The sequence below is a fragment of the Billgrantia gudaonensis genome, from assembly GCF_900100195.1.
Taxonomy (GTDB): Bacteria; Pseudomonadota; Gammaproteobacteria; order Pseudomonadales; family Halomonadaceae; genus Halomonas; species Halomonas gudaonensis.
The window spans coordinates 50136-65782 of record NZ_FNES01000009.1 but is presented as its reverse complement, the minus strand read 5'-3'; the positions used below and the strand labels follow the sequence as shown (position 1 = coordinate 65782).

The following is a 15647-nucleotide window of genomic DNA, read 5'->3' as shown; positions in this document are numbered from 1 at the left end:
AATCGTGCCATGCGCAATCTTCATGCCGCAGCACCCGGTGCGTCGCTCTATCAGTACGTTGCGATGTGGGTCATAGCCGGAAGTCGTCACCCAGGTAGACCTCTCGGACCCGGCGGTTGGCGAGAATGCTCTCTGCATCGCCTTCGGCGATGATCTGGCCGTCGCCGACGATGTAGGCGGTGTCGCAGATGTCCAGCGTCTCGCGTACGTTGTGGTCGGTGATCAGCACGCCGATGTTGCGCGCCTTGAGCTGCCGGATGATGCCCTTGATCTCGTTGACGGAGATGGGGTCGACGCCGGCGAAAGGCTCGTCGAGCAGGATGAAGGTCGGTTCGGTGGCCAGGGCCCTGGCGATTTCGACGCGCCGTCGTTCCCCACCGGAAAGGCTCATCCCGAGGTTGTCGCGGATGTGGGTGACGTGGAAGTCGTGGAGCAGCTCTTCCAGGCGATGGTGTCGCCCGGCGCGATCGAGATCGCGGCGCGTTTCGAGGATGGCCATGATGTTGTCGGCCACCGAGAGCTTGCGGAAGATCGAGGCTTCCTGGGGCAGATAGCCGATGCCTGCGCGGGCGCGTTCGTGCATTGCTGCCTGCGACAGGTCGAGGTCGTCGATGGTCACCGTGCCGGCATCGGCACGTACCAGGCCGATGATCATGTAGAAGGAGGTGGTCTTGCCGGCGCCGTTGGGACCCAGCAGCCCGACGATACTGCCCTGGCCGATGTCCAGGCCGATGTCCTGTACCACGCGGCGACGTTTGTAGCTCTTGGCCAGATGGCGAGCGTGTAGGGTCTTCATGGCATTCACTGTTCCGGCTTCAGAGTCATGCGCACGCGCTGGCGCTCGTCGATGCCTTCTGCCTCCGATCGGGCCTGGACCTCGCGACGATCGAGGAAGTACTCCAGATAGCCGCCGTCGAAGGTGTCGCCCCCCTGATGGAGTTCGGCACGATCGATCAACTCGACCCTGCGTTCGCTGACGTGGTAGCGAATGGTGCGGCCCCAGCCGCGTACCACCGGCTCCTCCGGGGAGGGCTGCTGTTCGATGTAGGCGCGTTCGCCGGTGGCGATGGCTCGTGACAGCTCGCCGGCGTCGTTGCGCTGGATTTCGACGCGTTCGCCGGTAAGGTGGAGGCTGCCCTGGCGGATGTCCACGTCGCCGGTATAGATGGCGGTGCCGGCTTGGTCGTCCAGGTCGAGCTGGTCGGCGGTCACCTCGACGGGGGCTTCGGCGTCGCCCTCCAGAGCCAGAACGGGGGAGCTGGCCAGGGCCAGGGCGAACAAGGGCAGGCAGGCGGTACGCATCATGGCTTCGGCTCCTCGCGGTCGGCGGGTGAGTTGCTGCGGGGCTCGGGGGGATGGTGGCCGCGCACATTGTCCGTCAGACGGGCGCGGTTGTCATGGATCCAGGCATCGAAGCGTTCGCCGCGCATGCGTTGTGGCGGTTGCCGGAGAATGGCGGCCGTGTCGCTCCAGGCGTGACCGAGGTCGGCGTCGTAGTGTAGAACCTCGGTATCCAGCTGCCAGCGCTCGGCGGGAGCGATGAGGCGTGCATCACCCGACAGGGTCAGCGGGTTGCCGTTCGCACCGAGGCGGCCGGCATCGCCGCTGGCGAGCCAGCGGCGGTCGCTGTCGTCGATGAGCTCGATGCGGGGCGTTTCCAGGCGCGTGACGTCGTCATGCGGGGTGTGCGACAGGCGGGGCGTGACCAGGCGTTGATGGGCGTTGCCCGTGGCGTCGAAGCGGGTCAGGCGGGCCTCTTCCAGATAGTAATCGGGTTCGCCGGCGCTATCGCCGGGCACTGGACCCGGCGGCGCGGGCTCGCGGGGATCGAGCCAGACCAGCAGGCCGCCCAGCGCGAGCAGCACCAGCAGCAGCCCGAAGCGGAAGGTGGGGCGCCAGCGCATCGTTCAGCGTTCGCCGTGCAGGTAGGTGGCGAGCACGGAATTCCAGTGCCCCTGCGCCTGGAGGAGGGTGTCGCAGATCTCGCGCACCGCGCCGTGACCGCCGGGCGTTGCGGTGACCCAGTCGGCGTGCCGGCGCACGTAGGACGGGGCGCCGGGGACGCTGATACCCACGCCGACGCGCTGGATGGGGGCCAAGTCGGGCATGTCGTCGCCGCAATAGGCGACTTGTTCAAGGCCGATATCGAGCCGTTGGCAAAGCTCGCCGAGTACGTCGAGTTTGTCGTCCACGCCCTGATGCACGTGCTGGATGCCCAGGGCGGCGGCGCGCTGACTCACCATCGGCGAATCGCGTCCGGTGATCAGTGCGACCACGATGCCGGCCTGCTGCAGCAGCTTGATGCCATGGCCGTCATGGGTGTGGAAGGCCTTGATCTCGATTCCGTCGGCTTGAAAGTAGAGGCGTCCGTCGGTGAGTACGCCATCCACGTCCAGACCCAGAAGGCGTATCTGGCGAAGGCGGTCCATCAGGTGCGGAGCCGGGGGCATGCGTTCTCCTCCAAGGGTCATATCACGCCGCTGGCCAGCAGGTCGTGCATGTGCAGGGCGCCGATGGGGTGGCCCGTTTCGTCGACCACGGCCAATGCCGTGATGCGGTTGTCCTCCATCATGCGTACCGCCTCGGCGGCCAGCACGTCGGGAGCGATGCGCTTGCCTGGGCGAGTCATGACGTCGTCGACCCGGAGTGCGCTGAGGTCGCCATGGTGGTCAAGGGTGCGGCGCAGGTCGCCATCGGTGTAGACCCCGGCGAGGCAGCCGTCGGCGTCTACCACGCAGGTGAAGCCCAGGCCCTGTCGGGTGATTTCGAGCAGGGCGTCGCGCAGCGGGCTGCCCAGCGGAACCCGGGGCAGACGGCTGCCCTCATGCATCAGGTCGCGCACTCTCAACAGCAGCCGCTTGCCCAGGCTGCCGCCGGGATGCGAACGGGCGAAGTCTTCCGCCGTGAAGCCGCGCGCCTCCAGCAGAGCCACGGCCAGCGCATCGCCGAGCGCCAGGGCGGCGGTGGTGGAAGCGGTGGGGGCGAGGTCGAGGGGGCAGGCTTCGCGGGTGACGCCCGAGTCGAGATGGGCGTCGGCGTGGCGGGCCAGCGTCGAGCCGGGGCGACCGGTCATGCTGATCAACGGCGTGCCCAGTCGCTTGAGTAGCGGCAGCAGGGCCGTGACTTCGCCCGTTTCGCCGGAATTGGACAGTGCCAGTACCACGTCTCCCGGGGTGATCATGCCCAGGTCGCCGTGGCTCGCTTCGCCGGGGTGGACGAAGAAGGCCGGCGTGCCCGTACTGGCCAGGGTGGCGGCGATCTTGCCGGCAATGTGGCCCGATTTTCCCATGCCGGTCACCACCACGCGTCCCTGGCAGGCGAGCACCAGTTCGCAGGCGCGGTCGAAGTGATGATCGAGGCGCTGGGCGAGAGCGGCGATGGCCTGTTGCTCCACGTCCAGGGTTCGCCGAGCGCTGTCGCGCAGCGGCGAGGCTTCGGCATCGGGAGCGTTCGAAGTGTCCGTGGTCATGGTGGCGATTGTTGCCCGTTGCAGGGTTTCACTCAAGTGGCCGTGGTGCCGGACATGCCGAGCCAGGCCAGATAGATCAGATAGCTCGCCAACAGGACCGCACCGGCAAGCCGGCCGACGCGGCCACGGCGTTGCCATAACAGCAGTGCGCCGAGGCCGAGCGTCAGGGCCAGCATCACCGGGTAGTCGCGACCTCCGGCGGCCGGATCGCTGGCTCCAGGAGCCAGCAGCGCGGGGATCGGCACTACGGCCAGCATGTTGAACAGGTTGGAGCCGATGACGTTGCCGATGACCAGCCCATGCTGCCGCTTCAGGGCGCTGACGATGCAGGCCGCCAGCTCGGGCAGGCTGGTGCCGATGGCGACCACGGTCAGCCCGATCACCAGCTCGCTGATGCCCAGCCCGCGGGCCAGTTCGCTGGCACCCCACACCAGAGCCCGTGAACTCGCCAGCATGATGACCAGGGAGATCACCAGCCACGACACGGCCTGCCCCAGCGGCATGCCGGGAATGGACTCGTTGGGGTGGCTGTCCGGCGTGTCGGCACGGATCAGCCACCAAAGGCTGAAGATCAGCAGAAGTACCAGCAAGGCGCCATCGAGGCGGTCGAGATGGCCGTTGGCCAGCGCGTAGCCGGCGAGACCGGTGGCGCCCAGCAGCAGCGGAAGTTCGCGACGCACCATCGAGAAGGGCACGGGAACCGGCACCACCAGGGCCGTGATGCCCAGCACCAGGCCGATGTTGGCGATGTTCGAACCCAGGGCGTTGCCCACGGCGAGATCGGGCGCCCCGTCGGCGGCGGCCATGACGGAAACGGCGATCTCGGGAGCCGAGGTGCCGATGGAGACTACGGTCATGCCCACCAGCAGGGTGCTGACACCGGCACGACAGGCCGTGGCGGCCGCCGCGCCGACGAAGCGATCGGCGCTCCACAGAAGGCCGACGAGGCCGGCAAGAACCAGAATCAGGGGCACGAGCATGGCATTGGATGGTGGCCGAGAAAGGCGCCCATTAAACGTGCTGTGACCTTGGGGTGCAAGACCGCACTGGCGTCGTCGAGGTGAGTTAGGATACGATGTTCGATAATTTTCCCGGGAATCTGCCGATGAGTGACTCCCCGCTGGTCGTGGTCAAGGATCTGCACTTCTCGCGCGGCGACATGCCGATCTTTCGCGGTGTCGACATGCAGATCCCGCGTGGCAAGATCACTGCCGTGATGGGCCCGAGCGGTACCGGCAAGACGACGCTGCTCAAGCTGATCGGCGGCCAACTGGTGCCGGACGCCGGACAGGTGCTGATCGATGGGCATGACGTTCATGCGCTGTCGCGCAAGGCACTCTTCGTGTTGCGACGGCGCATGGGCATGCTGTTTCAGAGCGGTGCGCTGTTCTCGGATCTCGATGTCTACGAGAACGTGGCCTTCCCGCTGCGCGTGCATACCGACCTGCCCGACGCCATGATCCGTGACGTGGCGCTGATGAAGCTCGAGGCCGTGGGCCTGCGCGGCGCCCGCGCCATGATGCCTGCGGAGCTTTCCGGCGGCATGGCGCGGCGGGTGGCGCTGGCTCGGGCGATTGCTCTGGATCCGGAGCTGGTCCTTTACGATGAGCCCTTCGTCGGTCAGGACCCGATCTCGATGGGGGTGCTGGTACAGCTGATCAAGCGCCTCAACGAGGCGCTGGGGCTCACCGCCATCGTGGTTTCGCATGACATCAAGGAGACGCTCTCGATCGCCGACTACGTTTACGTGATCGCCGATGGCGAAGTCATGGCACACGGCACGCCCGCTTCGCTGGATGTCGACGATGACCCGCGAGTCAGCCAGTTCGTGCATGGCGAGCCCGACGGGCCGGTGCCGTTCCATTATCCGGCGGTCGATTTTGTCACCGATATCCTGGCCACGGGAGCGCAGCGATGATGGTGCTCCTGCAGCGGTTCGGTCGCCGCGGCTGCGAGGGCCTGGAGACACTGGGACGCGCCGGTATCTTCCTGATCCAGGCATCCTTCGGCGTGCCCTCTCCGGAAGGGTGGCGCCTGTGGTTGCGTCAGATGCACTTCGTCGGCGTGTTGTCGCTGGCCATCGTGATGGTGTCGGGCCTGTTCATCGGCATGGTGCTGGCATTGCAGGGTTATACCATCCTGGTCGATTTCGGCGCCGAGCAGGCGTTGGGGCAGATGGTGGCACTGTCGCTGTTGCGTGAATTGTCGCCGGTGGTAGCGGCGCTACTCTTTGCCGGCCGGGCCGGCTCGGCGCTGACCGCGGAGATCGGGCTGATGAAGGCCACCGAGCAGCTCACCAGCATGGAGATGATCGGCGTCGACCCGCTGCGTCGGGTCGTGGCGCCTCGCCTGTGGGCGGGGTTCGTGGCCTTGCCGCTACTCACCGTGGGGTTCAGCGTGGTGGGCATCGGCGGGGGTTACCTGGTGGGTGTCGAATGGCTGGGCGTCTTCGATGGCTCGTTCTGGGGCAACATGCAGGCCAGCGTCGACTTCTGGAGCGATATCGGTAACGGCATGGTCAAGAGCCTGGTCTTTGCGCTGGTGGTGACATGGATCGCCGTATTCCAGGGTTACGACCTGATCCCCACTTCCGAGGGCATATCGCGGGCCACGACGCGTACCGTGGTCTATTCCTCACTGGTGGTGCTCGGGCTCGATTTCGTGCTCACCGCCGTGATGTTCGGCGGTCTTTCCTGATACCTGGAGACAAGGCATTGATGTTCGGAGAAACGGGATGAAGCGCAGCAAGACGATGGAGCTGGGGGTCGGCATTTTCATGCTGGCTGGCATCCTGGGCCTGGTGTTCCTTGGCGTGCGCGTCAGCGGCCTGACCTTCAGCGCCCCTGGCGAGACCTTTCGCCTGGAAGCCAATTTCGCCAATGTCGGCAGTCTCAAGCCACGGGCCCGGGTGACCATGGCCGGTGTGACGGTAGGCAGGGTCACCGACATCGACCTGGATACCGAGTGGTACGATGCTCGGGTCGTCCTGGAGCTCGATGGCGAGCTCGAAGGCCAGCTGTCGCGAGACACCACGGCCGCGATTCTCACGGCGGGGCTGCTGGGTGAGCAATACATCGGTCTCTCCGTGGGCGGCGATCCGGAAACCCTCTCCGATGGGGATGCCATCCGCGACACCCAGTCGGCGGTGGTGCTCGAAGAACTCATCCAGCAGTTCGTGTCCAACATGGCCACCAACTAGCGTGGCTCACTTTTCTCTTGTGCCGAGGATGTCTGTCATGAGCCTGAAGCCTGCCATTTCCGCCTTGTTTCGCCGGCTCTGGCCGGTGCTCGTCGTACTGCTGGCACTGCCTGCCCAGGCCGACCCCGAACGCAGCCCCGAGCAAGTGATTCGCGGCAGCATCGATGAATTGGTGAACCAGATCGATGGCCGTCGCGACTATTTTTCGGACAACATGGATGAGCTGGAAGCGCTGGTCGACGACAGCCTCGACGACATCGCCGACTTCCGCTACATCGGGGCCAGTGTGATGGGGCGCTATTTCCGCAATGCCACGCCTCAGCAGCGTTCGCGTTTCGTCGATACCTTTCGCCAAACGTTGATCGACACCTATGCCAAGGGGTTGGTGACCTTCGATTACGACGAATTGCGCGTGCTCGATACCCAGCAGCCCCGGCGTCACGAGGACCAGGCCAGCGTGGCCATGGAGGTGGTCGCCACCGACGGTACGGTCTATCCGGTGAGTTATACGCTGCGTCTTTCGGACGGCCAGTGGAAAGTGGTCAACGTCATCGTCAATGGCATCAACCTGGGGCTCACCTTCCGCAACCAGTTCGACCAGGCCATGCGTGACAACGGCCGTGACTACGATGCCGTGATCGACGCCTGGGCGCCGGAGCTGGACGTCGGCGATCTCGAGGAAGGTGGCGAAGCGTGAACCGTCTCCTGCAGCAGGATGGCGTTTGCCTGGAGGCCGATGCCGAGGGGCTGTGGGTGAGTGGCGACGTGGACTTCGGCGTCGCCGCTGCGCTCGCCCGGGCGGGCAGTGCCTGGCTAGCGAAGCAGCCGGCCGATGCTTGCGTGACCCTCGATCTTTCCGGCGTCGAACGGGTCAGCAGTGCGGCGCTGAGCGTGCTCCTCGAATGGACTCGCCGTGCCCGGGCGGCGGGCATCACCATCCAGCGCGTGCGGCTCTCGTCAGCGCTGGCGAGCCTGACTCGCGTAGCGGGGCTGGCCACCCTGTTGCCGGTGGATGACGCCCCCCGCTGAGCGGTTGGCTCCGGCATCGCCAAGTGCGTCGCTTTTCATTACCATGTAGCCTTTCCCCGATCGCGGCACGTCGCTCACTGGCGGCGGCCGTGGCCTCGTCGATGACGGGCCCAACCACAGGAGTTCCGGCTTCCATGCAACCCAGTGACGTCAAGGTGCTACTCGAAACTCGCATCGAAGGTTGTGACTTCCACATCCAGGGCGAAGGCTGCAATTTCCAGGTCATCGCCGTCGGCGAGGTCTTCGACGGGCTCTCGCCGGTCAAACGCCAGCAGCTGATCTATTCGGCACTGGCCGACGAGATCGCCTCCGGGGACGTACATGCCGTGAGCATCAAGACCTATACCCCAGAGCAGTGGCAGGGTGCGCCCGAGAACCCCGATTCCCGCAACCAGGATGCCTGACGGCCGAGTCGCCATGGACAAGTTGATCATTACCGGCAACGGTGCCGTCGAGGGCGAAGTCTGGGCCAGCGGCGCCAAGAATGCGGCTCTCCCCATCCTGTGCGCCACGCTGCTCGCCGACGAGCCCGTGACGGTGGGCAACCTGCCTCACCTGCAGGACATTACCACGACGCTTGAGCTGCTTGGCCGCATGGGCGTCGAGCCGGTGATGGGCGAGAAGATGTCCATTCAGCTCGACGGCTCCCAGGTGCGCCAGTGCCACGCCCCCTACGAGCTGGTCAAGAAGATGCGCGCCTCGATCCTCGTGCTCGGGCCGCTGCTGGCGCATTTCGGTCATGCGGACGTGTCGCTGCCGGGAGGCTGCGCCATCGGCTCGCGGCCTGTGGACCTGCACATTCGCGGGCTCGAAGCGATGGGGGCCGAGATCCGCGTCGAGGGTGGCTACATTCGCGCTCGCGTCGAGGGACGGCTGAAAGGGGCGACGATCTTCTTCGATACCGTCACGGTGACCGGGACCGAGAACCTGATGATGGCAGCGACGCTGGCCGATGGTACCACCGTGCTGGAGAACGCCGCCCGCGAGCCCGAGGTGGCCGATCTAGCCGAATGCCTGATCAAGATGGGCGCCAGGATACGTGGCCATGGCACCGACACCATCGTCGTCGAGGGCGTCGAGCGTCTGCACGGTGCCGAGCACGACGTCATGCCCGATCGCATCGAGACCGGCACGTTTCTCGTGGCGGCGGCGCTATCGCGGGGGCGCGTACGGGTGCGCAATACCCGTGCGGATATCCTCGAGGCGGTCCTCGCCAAGCTCGAGGAGGCCGGTGCCGAGGTGACCAGCGGCGACGGGTGGATCGCGCTGGACATGCACGGGCGGCGTCCCCGGGCGGTCAACGTGCGTACCGCGCCCTATCCCGCCTTTCCGACCGACATGCAGGCCCAGTTCGTGGCGCTCAATGCCGTGGCCGAGGGTACGGCACGGGTGGTCGAGACGATCTTCGAGAATCGCTTCATGCACGTCCAGGAGCTCAATCGCATGGGGGCGAAGATCGCCCTGGAAGGCAATACCGCCGTGATCGAAGGAGTCGAGCGGTTGTCTGGGGCGCCGGTCATGGCCACCGATCTGCGAGCCTCGGCATCGCTGGTGGTGGCGGCGATGAAGGCCGATGGCGAGACGCAGGTGGATCGCATCTACCATATCGACCGGGGCTACGAATGCATCGAAGAGAAGCTGCAACTGCTGGGGGCCCGCATACGGCGCGTGCCCGGCTGAGTTCCACCATCGCTATCCCGGCAAGGCGAAACCATGAGCAAGCAACTGATTCTGGCCCTCTCCAAGGGACGCATTCTCGACGAAACCCTGCCCTTGCTGGCCGATGCCGGCATCGTGCCCGGAGAGGATCTCGGCAAGAGCCGCAAACTGCTCTTCGATACCAACCTCCCCGACGTCAAGCTGGTGGTGATTCGGGCCACCGACGTGCCGACCTACGTGCAACTGGGCGCCGCCGATTTGGGCGTGGCGGGCAAGGACGTGCTGCTGGAGCACGGTGCCGAAGGGCTCTACGAACCCCTCGATCTGGAGATCGCCCGCTGCAAGCTGATGACGGCGGGCATCGACGGCAGCCGGCCCGCTCGGGCTCGGCGACGCGTGGCGACCAAGTTCGTCAACGTGGCGCGCCGCTATTATGCCGAGCAGGGCATCCAGGCGGAGGTGATCAAGCTCTATGGGGCCATGGAACTGGCACCGCTGATGAACCTCGCCGACGAGATCGTCGACATCGTCGATACCGGCAATACCCTGCGTGCCAATGGAATGTCGCCGCGTGAGCTGATCGCTTCGATCAGCACTCGGCTGGTGGTCAACCAGGCCTCCATGACCATGAAGCACGCGCGCATCAAGCCGCTGCTCGCTCGTCTGGAGGCGGCCGTGCAGCAGCGCCGTGCGTCCGAGGCGCCGGCTCGAGCGGAGCGGGGCTCTGCATGATCGGGTGCTTTTACGACCATTCCTGCAAACGAGACTGGACAGCATCATGAGCGAATCCCACGACGCATTCTGCGGCATCAACCGGCTCGCCACGGCCGACGACGAATTCGAGGTTCGGCTCGGTGCGTTGCTGGCCTGGGAGGGCGTTTCCAGCAGCGGGGTTCAGCAGCGCGTCGAGTCGATCCTGAACGACGTGCGAACGCGGGGCGATGCGGCCCTGGTCGAGGCCACCAACCGTTTCGACCGAGTGGCGGTATCGAGTCTGGCGGAGCTGACGATTCCCGCCGAGCGGCTGGCAGAGGCGTTTGCCGCCTTGCCCGAGGATCAGCGTGAGGCGCTCGCGCAGGCTGCCGAGCGGATTCGTAGTTACCATCAGCGCCAGAAACCCGAATCCTGGCACTACACCGAATCCGACGGCACCGTGCTCGGCCAACAGGTCGTCCCGCTCGACCGCGCCGGCATCTACGTGCCGGGAGGCAAGGCGGCCTATCCCTCATCGGTGCTGATGAATGCCATTCCCGCCCACGTGGCTGGGGTCCGCGAGATCGTCATGGTGGTGCCCATGCCGGATGGCGTGATCAGCGAGCTGGTGCTGGCGGCTGCTCACCTCGCCGGAGTGGATCGGGTCTTTGCCCTGGGAGGCGCTCAGGCGGTGGCGGCGCTCGCCTATGGCACCGAGACGGTGCCGCGGGTCGACAAGATCGTGGGGCCGGGCAATATCTACGTGGCGACCGCCAAGCGTGCGGTGTTCGGCCAGGTCGGCATCGACATGATCGCCGGCCCCTCGGAAATCCTGGTGGTCTCCGATGGCGAGACCGAGGTCGACTGGCTGGCCATGGATCTGTTCTCGCAGGCCGAGCATGACGAGGATGCCCAGGCGATCCTGGTGAGCTGGGATGCGGCGCACCTGGATGCCGTCGAAGAGGCCATCGAGCGGTTGTTGCCGACATTGGAGCGGGCCGAGATCGTGCGCGAGTCGTTGGCGCGGCGCGGGGCGTTGATCCACTGTCGCGATCGTCGGGAGGCAGTGGCGCTGATCAATCGGATCGCTCCCGAGCATCTGGAGCTCTCCGTGGCCGATCCCGAGGCGTGGCTGCCCGAGGTGCGTCATGCCGGCGCCATCTTCATGGGGCGCTACACCGCCGAGGCGCTTGGAGATTACTGTGCCGGCCCTAACCACGTGCTGCCTACGTCCGGCACGGCACGGTTTTCGTCGCCGCTTGGGGTCTATGACTTCCAGAAACGCTCGTCGATCATCCACTGTTCGGCAGCGGGTGCCTCCACCCTGGGGGAGACGGCGTCGGTGCTGGCTCGTGGCGAGGCGTTGACCGCTCATGCCCGCTCGGCCGAGTACCGCATCCGGAAATAGCTGCCGCGATTTCCAGCACCCCTGCCGAACGGGCAGAGTGGAGCGACTGGATGGCGGGATCAGCGCTCGGGCTGGCGTCGCCGAGGGGTCGGACGCTCACCGACTTCCAGCGTCACGGAGAGGGTTTCGCCGCCGCGCACGACGGTCAACGGTAGCTCGGCACCGGGTTCGATGGCGGCGATATCGCTCATGACCACGCGTGCGTCGAGAATGGGGCGCCCATCCACTTCCAGCAGGACGTCGCCGGGGCGCAGGTTGGCACGCGCGGCAGGGCCGTCGGGGACCACGCCGGCGATCACCACGCCCTGTGGCGCATTGAGGCCGAAGGATGCAGCGAGTTCCGGCGTCATCTCCTGGGCCTCGATGCCGAGCCAGCCGCGAATGACCCGGCCCTGTGTCACGAGGTCGTCGAGGATGCTGCTGGCAAGCCGAGTGGGAATGGCGAAGCCGACCCCCTGGGATCCTCCCGAACGCGAGAAGATCGCCGTATTGATTCCTACCAGGGCCCCTTCGGCGTTGACCAGCGCACCCCCGGAGTTGCCCGGGTTGATGGCGGCGTCGGTCTGGATGAAGTCCTCGTAGGCGTTGAGGCCCAGGTGGCTGCGACCGGTGGCGCTGATGATGCCCATGGTGACGGTCTGGCCGACGCCGAACGGGTTGCCGATCGCCAACGCCACGTCGCCGACGGCGATGTCTTCGCTGTTGGCCAGCGAGATCACCGGCAGATCGTCGACGTCGATGCGCAGCACGGCAAGATCGCTTTCCGGGTCGGTGCCGATCACCTCCGCCAGGGTCTCGCGGCCGTCACGCAGCGCTACCTGTATTTCGTCGGCGCCGTCGATCACGTGGTGGTTGGTGAGGACATAACCGTCTTCGCTGACGATGACGCCGGAGCCGAGACTGGAGAGCAGGCGCTGTCGGCTGGGCAGTTCGTCGCCGAAGAACTGGCGGAAGAACGGGTCCGACATCAAGGGGTGCTCTTCGCGTTCGACCACTCGTGAAGAGTAGATGTTGACCACTGCGGGCGCGGCGCTTTCCACGGCGGCGGCGTAGCTGGCAGGGCCCTGCTCCCGGCTGAGCGGAGCGGCCTGACGCACCTCCGGGGTCGGGCGGGGCGCCGGTTCGCTTTCGGGGGCGTCGGCGGGCGTCTCGATGGGCGAGGGCGTCACGCGAGGCGGCGACGAGCGCTCGAGCAGTTGCGGAAATGCGTTCAGCAACACGATGGCCAACAAGACCCCGATGATGACGGGCCAGACATAAGCAGAGAGGGCTCGACGCATGCGGCGCTATCCTGATCTGATCGGTAGGAGGGTCGAAGGAGTTCCGTGCCGTCGTGACAATCGAAATGGCGTGCAATAGTGTATCACTGCCACCCATTCGCTGTCCGGAGGCCCGCATGATTGCCCGAGACCAACTGGTCGCTGCCTGCGATACGCTGCTCGACGCGTCGCATTTCAAGGACTATACGCTCAATGGTCTACAGGTGGCCGGCCGGGAGGACGTTGCCCGGGTGATGACCGGCGTGACCGCCTGCCAGGCATTGCTCGATGAGGCAGTGGCTTGGCGTGCGGATCTGTTGCTCGTCCATCACGGCTACTTCTGGAAGAACGAGCCGGTAGCCGTCACCGGCATGAAGCGGCGTCGGCTGCGAACGCTGCTGATCAACGACATCAATCTGCTGGCCTACCATCTGCCGCTCGACGCCCATGCCGAGCTCGGCAACAACGCGCAGCTGGCCCGGCGTCTCGGCGTCGTGGTCGAGGGCTGTGCCGATGGCGAACTGGGCGAGGGGCTGGTGTGGCTGGGTAGCCTACCGGAGCCCTGCAGCCCGCGGCAGCTGGCCGATCGGGTCGGCAGTGCCCTGTCTCGCTCTCCCTTGCTGATCGAAGCGCCGGAGCGTCGCGATATCCAGCGACTCGCCTGGTGCACGGGGGGCGCTCAGGACATGATCGCTCGGGCCTGGGAGGCGGGGGCGGATGCCTTTCTTTCGGGGGAGATCTCCGAACGCACGACCCACCTGGCCCGTGAGCTGGGCATTCACTACCTGGCGGCCGGTCACCACGCCACTGAACGCGACGGTGTCAGGGCGCTGGGTGAGTGGCTCGCGAGCGAATTCGGTGTCGAACATCGGTTCGTCGACATCGATAACCCTGCCTAGTCGACGACGGGACGCAGCGCTTGCACGAGCGGTCTCCTGCAGCGATGCGGCCCCCTTCTGGTCGCGAGCTCCCGGTCAGTAGCGCGGGGGCTGCGGCTCGGTAGCGTTCTCGGCGTTGGGCTTGAGGCCGAAGTCTTCGGAGAGAGTACCGCCGCTGCCGTCGGCATAGTCGCGGGGAGTGGGGACGGGAGGTGTCGCGGCATCGTCTTCCGCCACGTTCAGTCCCTGACCGGAACTGGGAATGGGCTCGCCGAGGGCAGCGGCATCCTCCGCCAGGCGTTGTTCCAGGGCCTGTGATTCTCGCTGCAGGCGGTTGACCAGCGAGGTGACTTCGGTGAAATGCTCGCCGAGCCGTTCGCGCAGTTGGGTCAGTTCCCTCTCACGTTCGGCCAGTTGCCGTCGAAGCCGCTGCCGACGGCTGGCACCACTGCCGGCCAGGTGATATCCCATCGCGCCCAAGCCGCTGCCTGCCACCAGACAGGCGAAGGCCAGGATCCAGTTGATGTTGCCGTATTCCACTTGCATCTCCCCGTTCGGTGCGCGTGATTGGGTGGTGGGCCGACGTGCGTGCCCATTATAGAGGTGCTGGTGGTCTCGGGGTCAACGCGACACAGGTCTCCCTGCGTCGGGCGGCAAGGATGCGTATAATGGCATGCCTTGTACACATGCCGAACGATCACGTCGAACCAGGAACCGTCATGCGCGATACCGAGACCGCTCAACGCGTTGCGACACCGCTGCAGCGCTACCGAGCCGACCTCGAACGGGAAGATTTTCAGTACGACCCGGCTCAGGAGCGCGCCGTCGTGCATTTGCAGCGGCTCTACGACGAACTCGTTGCCAACCCGCCCCCGGAGCCCCGCCATGCGCCGAGGGGCAAGGGGCTCAAGGCGAAGGTGGCAGGGCTGTTCGGCCGTGGAGACGGGGCTGAGGAGGCGCCGGTTCTGCCGCCGGTTCGAGGCCTGTATTTCTGGGGGGGAGTGGGCCGTGGCAAGACCTACCTGGTCGACGCCTTCTACGAGACGCTGCCCTTTCCGGACAAGATGCGTACCCACTTTCATCGTTTCATGCAACGCGTCCACAACGATCTGGGCCACTACAAGGGGGAGAGGAATCCGCTGACCCTCGTCGCCGGCAAGTTCGCCGCGGAAGCCCGGGTGATCTGCTTCGATGAGTTCTTCGTCAAGGACATCACCGATGCCATGATCCTGGCCAACCTGCTCGAGGCCCTGTTCGAGCGGGGGGTGGTGCTGGTGGCGACGTCCAACATCGAGCCCGACGAGCTCTACAGGGACGGCCTTCAGCGGGCGCGTTTCCTGCCCGCCATCGACCTGCTGAAACGACACTGCGAGGTGGTCAACGTCGATTCGGGCATCGACTATCGGTTACGTGCGCTCGAACGTGCCGAGATATTCCATGCGCCACTCGACGCGGCAGCCGAGACGGAGCTGGCGCGCAGCTTCCGCGAGATCGCCGGCCATGAGGGGGAGCCCGACGTCGCCATCGAGATCAACCACCGTGTGCTGCGCTCGCGTCGCCTGCACGATGACGTGGTGTGGTTCGAGTTCCGTGAACTGTGCGACGGGCCGCGCAGCCAGAACGATTACATCGAGCTGGCGCGCGAGTACCATAGCGTGCTGGTTTCGAACGTACCGCGCATGAACGGTGCCTGCGACGATCGTGCTCGACGCTTCATCAATCTGGTCGACGAGTTCTACGATCGCGGCGTGAAACTGCTGATGTCGGCAGAGGTGCCCGTGGAGCAGCTGTATGCCGAGGGGCGTCTCGCCTTCGAATTCGAGCGGACCCTGTCGCGCCTTCGCGAGATGCAGTCGCGGGAATACCTGGCCTTGCCGCACAAGCCCTGACCCGGACTCCGTTCGGGAGCTATAAGCTGGAAGAGCGCCCGCTGCGCGGGTTCGAGCTGGAAGAAAACACCTTGACGTCAAGGTTAGTGGCACCGTGCTGCCTTCCAGCATTGCCTTGGCGGTGGCCGCTCGTGTAGAATGCGCGCTCGCTCGACCGTTGTTTC

Annotated in this window: 19 protein-coding genes; 11 read left to right on the top strand and 8 right to left on the bottom strand. The window is 65.8% G+C overall.

Features of this window, described 5'->3' with window-relative positions; genetic code table 11:
* Positions 1–70: 70 nt before the first annotated feature.
* From lptB to BLP96_RS11820, 6 genes are read right to left on the bottom strand one after another with little or no spacing between them, the layout of a single operon-like run.
* Positions 71–796: an LPS export ABC transporter ATP-binding protein gene (gene lptB / locus BLP96_RS11845; protein ID WP_089686418.1), complete on the bottom strand. Its 726-nt coding sequence runs from the start codon at positions 794–796 to the stop codon at positions 71–73.
* A 5-nt stretch (positions 797–801) separates the two neighbouring features.
* Positions 802–1305, bottom strand: coding sequence for a lipopolysaccharide transport periplasmic protein LptA (gene lptA, locus BLP96_RS11840; RefSeq protein WP_089686416.1), 504 nt, complete (start codon positions 1303–1305; stop codon positions 802–804).
* Positions 1302–1904, bottom strand: a complete 603-nt coding sequence (lptC, locus tag BLP96_RS11835; protein WP_089686414.1) for an LPS export ABC transporter periplasmic protein LptC — start codon at positions 1902–1904, stop codon at positions 1302–1304. The genes lptA and lptC overlap by 4 nt, the downstream gene beginning before the upstream one ends.
* A 3-nt stretch (positions 1905–1907) precedes the next feature.
* Positions 1908–2450: a KdsC family phosphatase gene (locus BLP96_RS11830; protein ID WP_089686412.1), complete on the bottom strand. Its 543-nt coding sequence runs from the start codon at positions 2448–2450 to the stop codon at positions 1908–1910.
* Positions 2451–2467: 17 nt separating this feature from the next.
* Entirely contained in the window at positions 2468–3469 is a 1002-nt protein-coding gene (locus BLP96_RS11825) for a KpsF/GutQ family sugar-phosphate isomerase (RefSeq protein WP_089686410.1), read from the bottom strand.
* Positions 3470–3501: 32 nt separating this feature from the next.
* Positions 3502–4449, bottom strand: coding sequence for a calcium/sodium antiporter (locus tag BLP96_RS11820; RefSeq protein ID WP_089686408.1), 948 nt, complete (start codon positions 4447–4449; stop codon positions 3502–3504).
* Between the two features lie 125 nt (positions 4450–4574).
* Here BLP96_RS11820 and BLP96_RS11815 point away from each other — a divergent pair, with 125 nt between their 5' ends.
* From BLP96_RS11815 to hisD, 9 genes are all read left to right on the top strand, one after another.
* On the top strand, positions 4575–5387 hold the full coding sequence (locus tag BLP96_RS11815; RefSeq protein WP_089686588.1) for an ABC transporter ATP-binding protein: 813 nt from the start codon (positions 4575–4577) through the stop codon (positions 5385–5387).
* Positions 5384–6166 carry a lipid asymmetry maintenance ABC transporter permease subunit MlaE gene (gene mlaE, locus BLP96_RS11810; protein WP_089686406.1) on the top strand — a complete coding sequence of 261 codons (783 nt, stop codon included), beginning with the start codon at positions 5384–5386 and terminating at the stop codon, positions 6164–6166. The genes BLP96_RS11815 and mlaE overlap by 4 nt, the downstream gene beginning before the upstream one ends.
* A 37-nt stretch (positions 6167–6203) precedes the next feature.
* A complete protein-coding gene (gene mlaD, locus BLP96_RS11805) occupies positions 6204–6668 on the top strand; it encodes an outer membrane lipid asymmetry maintenance protein MlaD (protein ID WP_089686405.1) in 465 nt (154 codons plus the stop codon).
* Between the two features lie 37 nt (positions 6669–6705).
* Positions 6706–7365, top strand: a complete 660-nt coding sequence (locus tag BLP96_RS11800; protein WP_089686404.1) for an MlaC/ttg2D family ABC transporter substrate-binding protein — start codon at positions 6706–6708, stop codon at positions 7363–7365.
* Positions 7362–7697 (top strand): STAS domain-containing protein, encoded by a 336-nt coding sequence (locus BLP96_RS11795; protein WP_089686402.1) that lies wholly within the window; start codon positions 7362–7364, stop codon positions 7695–7697. Before BLP96_RS11800 ends, BLP96_RS11795 begins: the two co-directional genes overlap by 4 nt.
* 134 nt (positions 7698–7831) lie before the next feature.
* Positions 7832–8101, top strand: coding sequence for a BolA family protein (locus tag BLP96_RS11790; protein WP_089686400.1), 270 nt, complete (start codon positions 7832–7834; stop codon positions 8099–8101).
* Positions 8102–8114: 13 nt separating this feature from the next.
* Entirely contained in the window at positions 8115–9377 is a 1263-nt protein-coding gene (gene murA, locus BLP96_RS11785) for a UDP-N-acetylglucosamine 1-carboxyvinyltransferase (protein ID WP_089686398.1), read from the top strand.
* Between the two features lie 33 nt (positions 9378–9410).
* The gene (hisG, locus tag BLP96_RS11780) at positions 9411–10088 is read left to right on the top strand and encodes an ATP phosphoribosyltransferase (RefSeq protein ID WP_089686396.1); all 678 of its coding nucleotides are present in this window, start codon (positions 9411–9413) and stop codon (positions 10086–10088) included.
* Positions 10089–10134: 46 nt separating this feature from the next.
* Positions 10135–11457 carry a histidinol dehydrogenase gene (gene hisD, locus BLP96_RS11775; RefSeq protein ID WP_089686395.1) on the top strand — a complete coding sequence of 441 codons (1323 nt, stop codon included), beginning with the start codon at positions 10135–10137 and terminating at the stop codon, positions 11455–11457.
* A 59-nt stretch (positions 11458–11516) separates the two neighbouring features.
* Here hisD and BLP96_RS11770 read toward each other — a convergent pair whose 3' ends face one another.
* Positions 11517–12737, bottom strand: a complete 1221-nt coding sequence (locus BLP96_RS11770; RefSeq protein ID WP_089686393.1) for a S1C family serine protease — start codon at positions 12735–12737, stop codon at positions 11517–11519.
* A gap of 116 nt (positions 12738–12853) precedes the next feature.
* On the opposite strand from BLP96_RS11770, the gene BLP96_RS11765 reads away from it, so the two are divergent.
* A complete protein-coding gene (locus tag BLP96_RS11765; protein ID WP_089686390.1) occupies positions 12854–13615 on the top strand; it encodes a Nif3-like dinuclear metal center hexameric protein in 762 nt (253 codons plus the stop codon).
* 75 nt (positions 13616–13690) lie between these two features.
* Here the strand turns inward: BLP96_RS11765 and BLP96_RS11760 are convergent, their stop codons facing one another.
* A complete protein-coding gene (locus BLP96_RS11760; protein ID WP_176761513.1) occupies positions 13691–14134 on the bottom strand; it encodes a Z-ring associated ZapG family protein in 444 nt (147 codons plus the stop codon).
* A 179-nt stretch (positions 14135–14313) separates the two neighbouring features.
* Between BLP96_RS11760 and zapE the strand changes: the two genes are divergently transcribed.
* Positions 14314–15483: a cell division protein ZapE gene (gene zapE, locus BLP96_RS11755; RefSeq protein WP_089686387.1), complete on the top strand. Its 1170-nt coding sequence runs from the start codon at positions 14314–14316 to the stop codon at positions 15481–15483.
* Positions 15484–15647 lie beyond the last annotated feature (164 nt).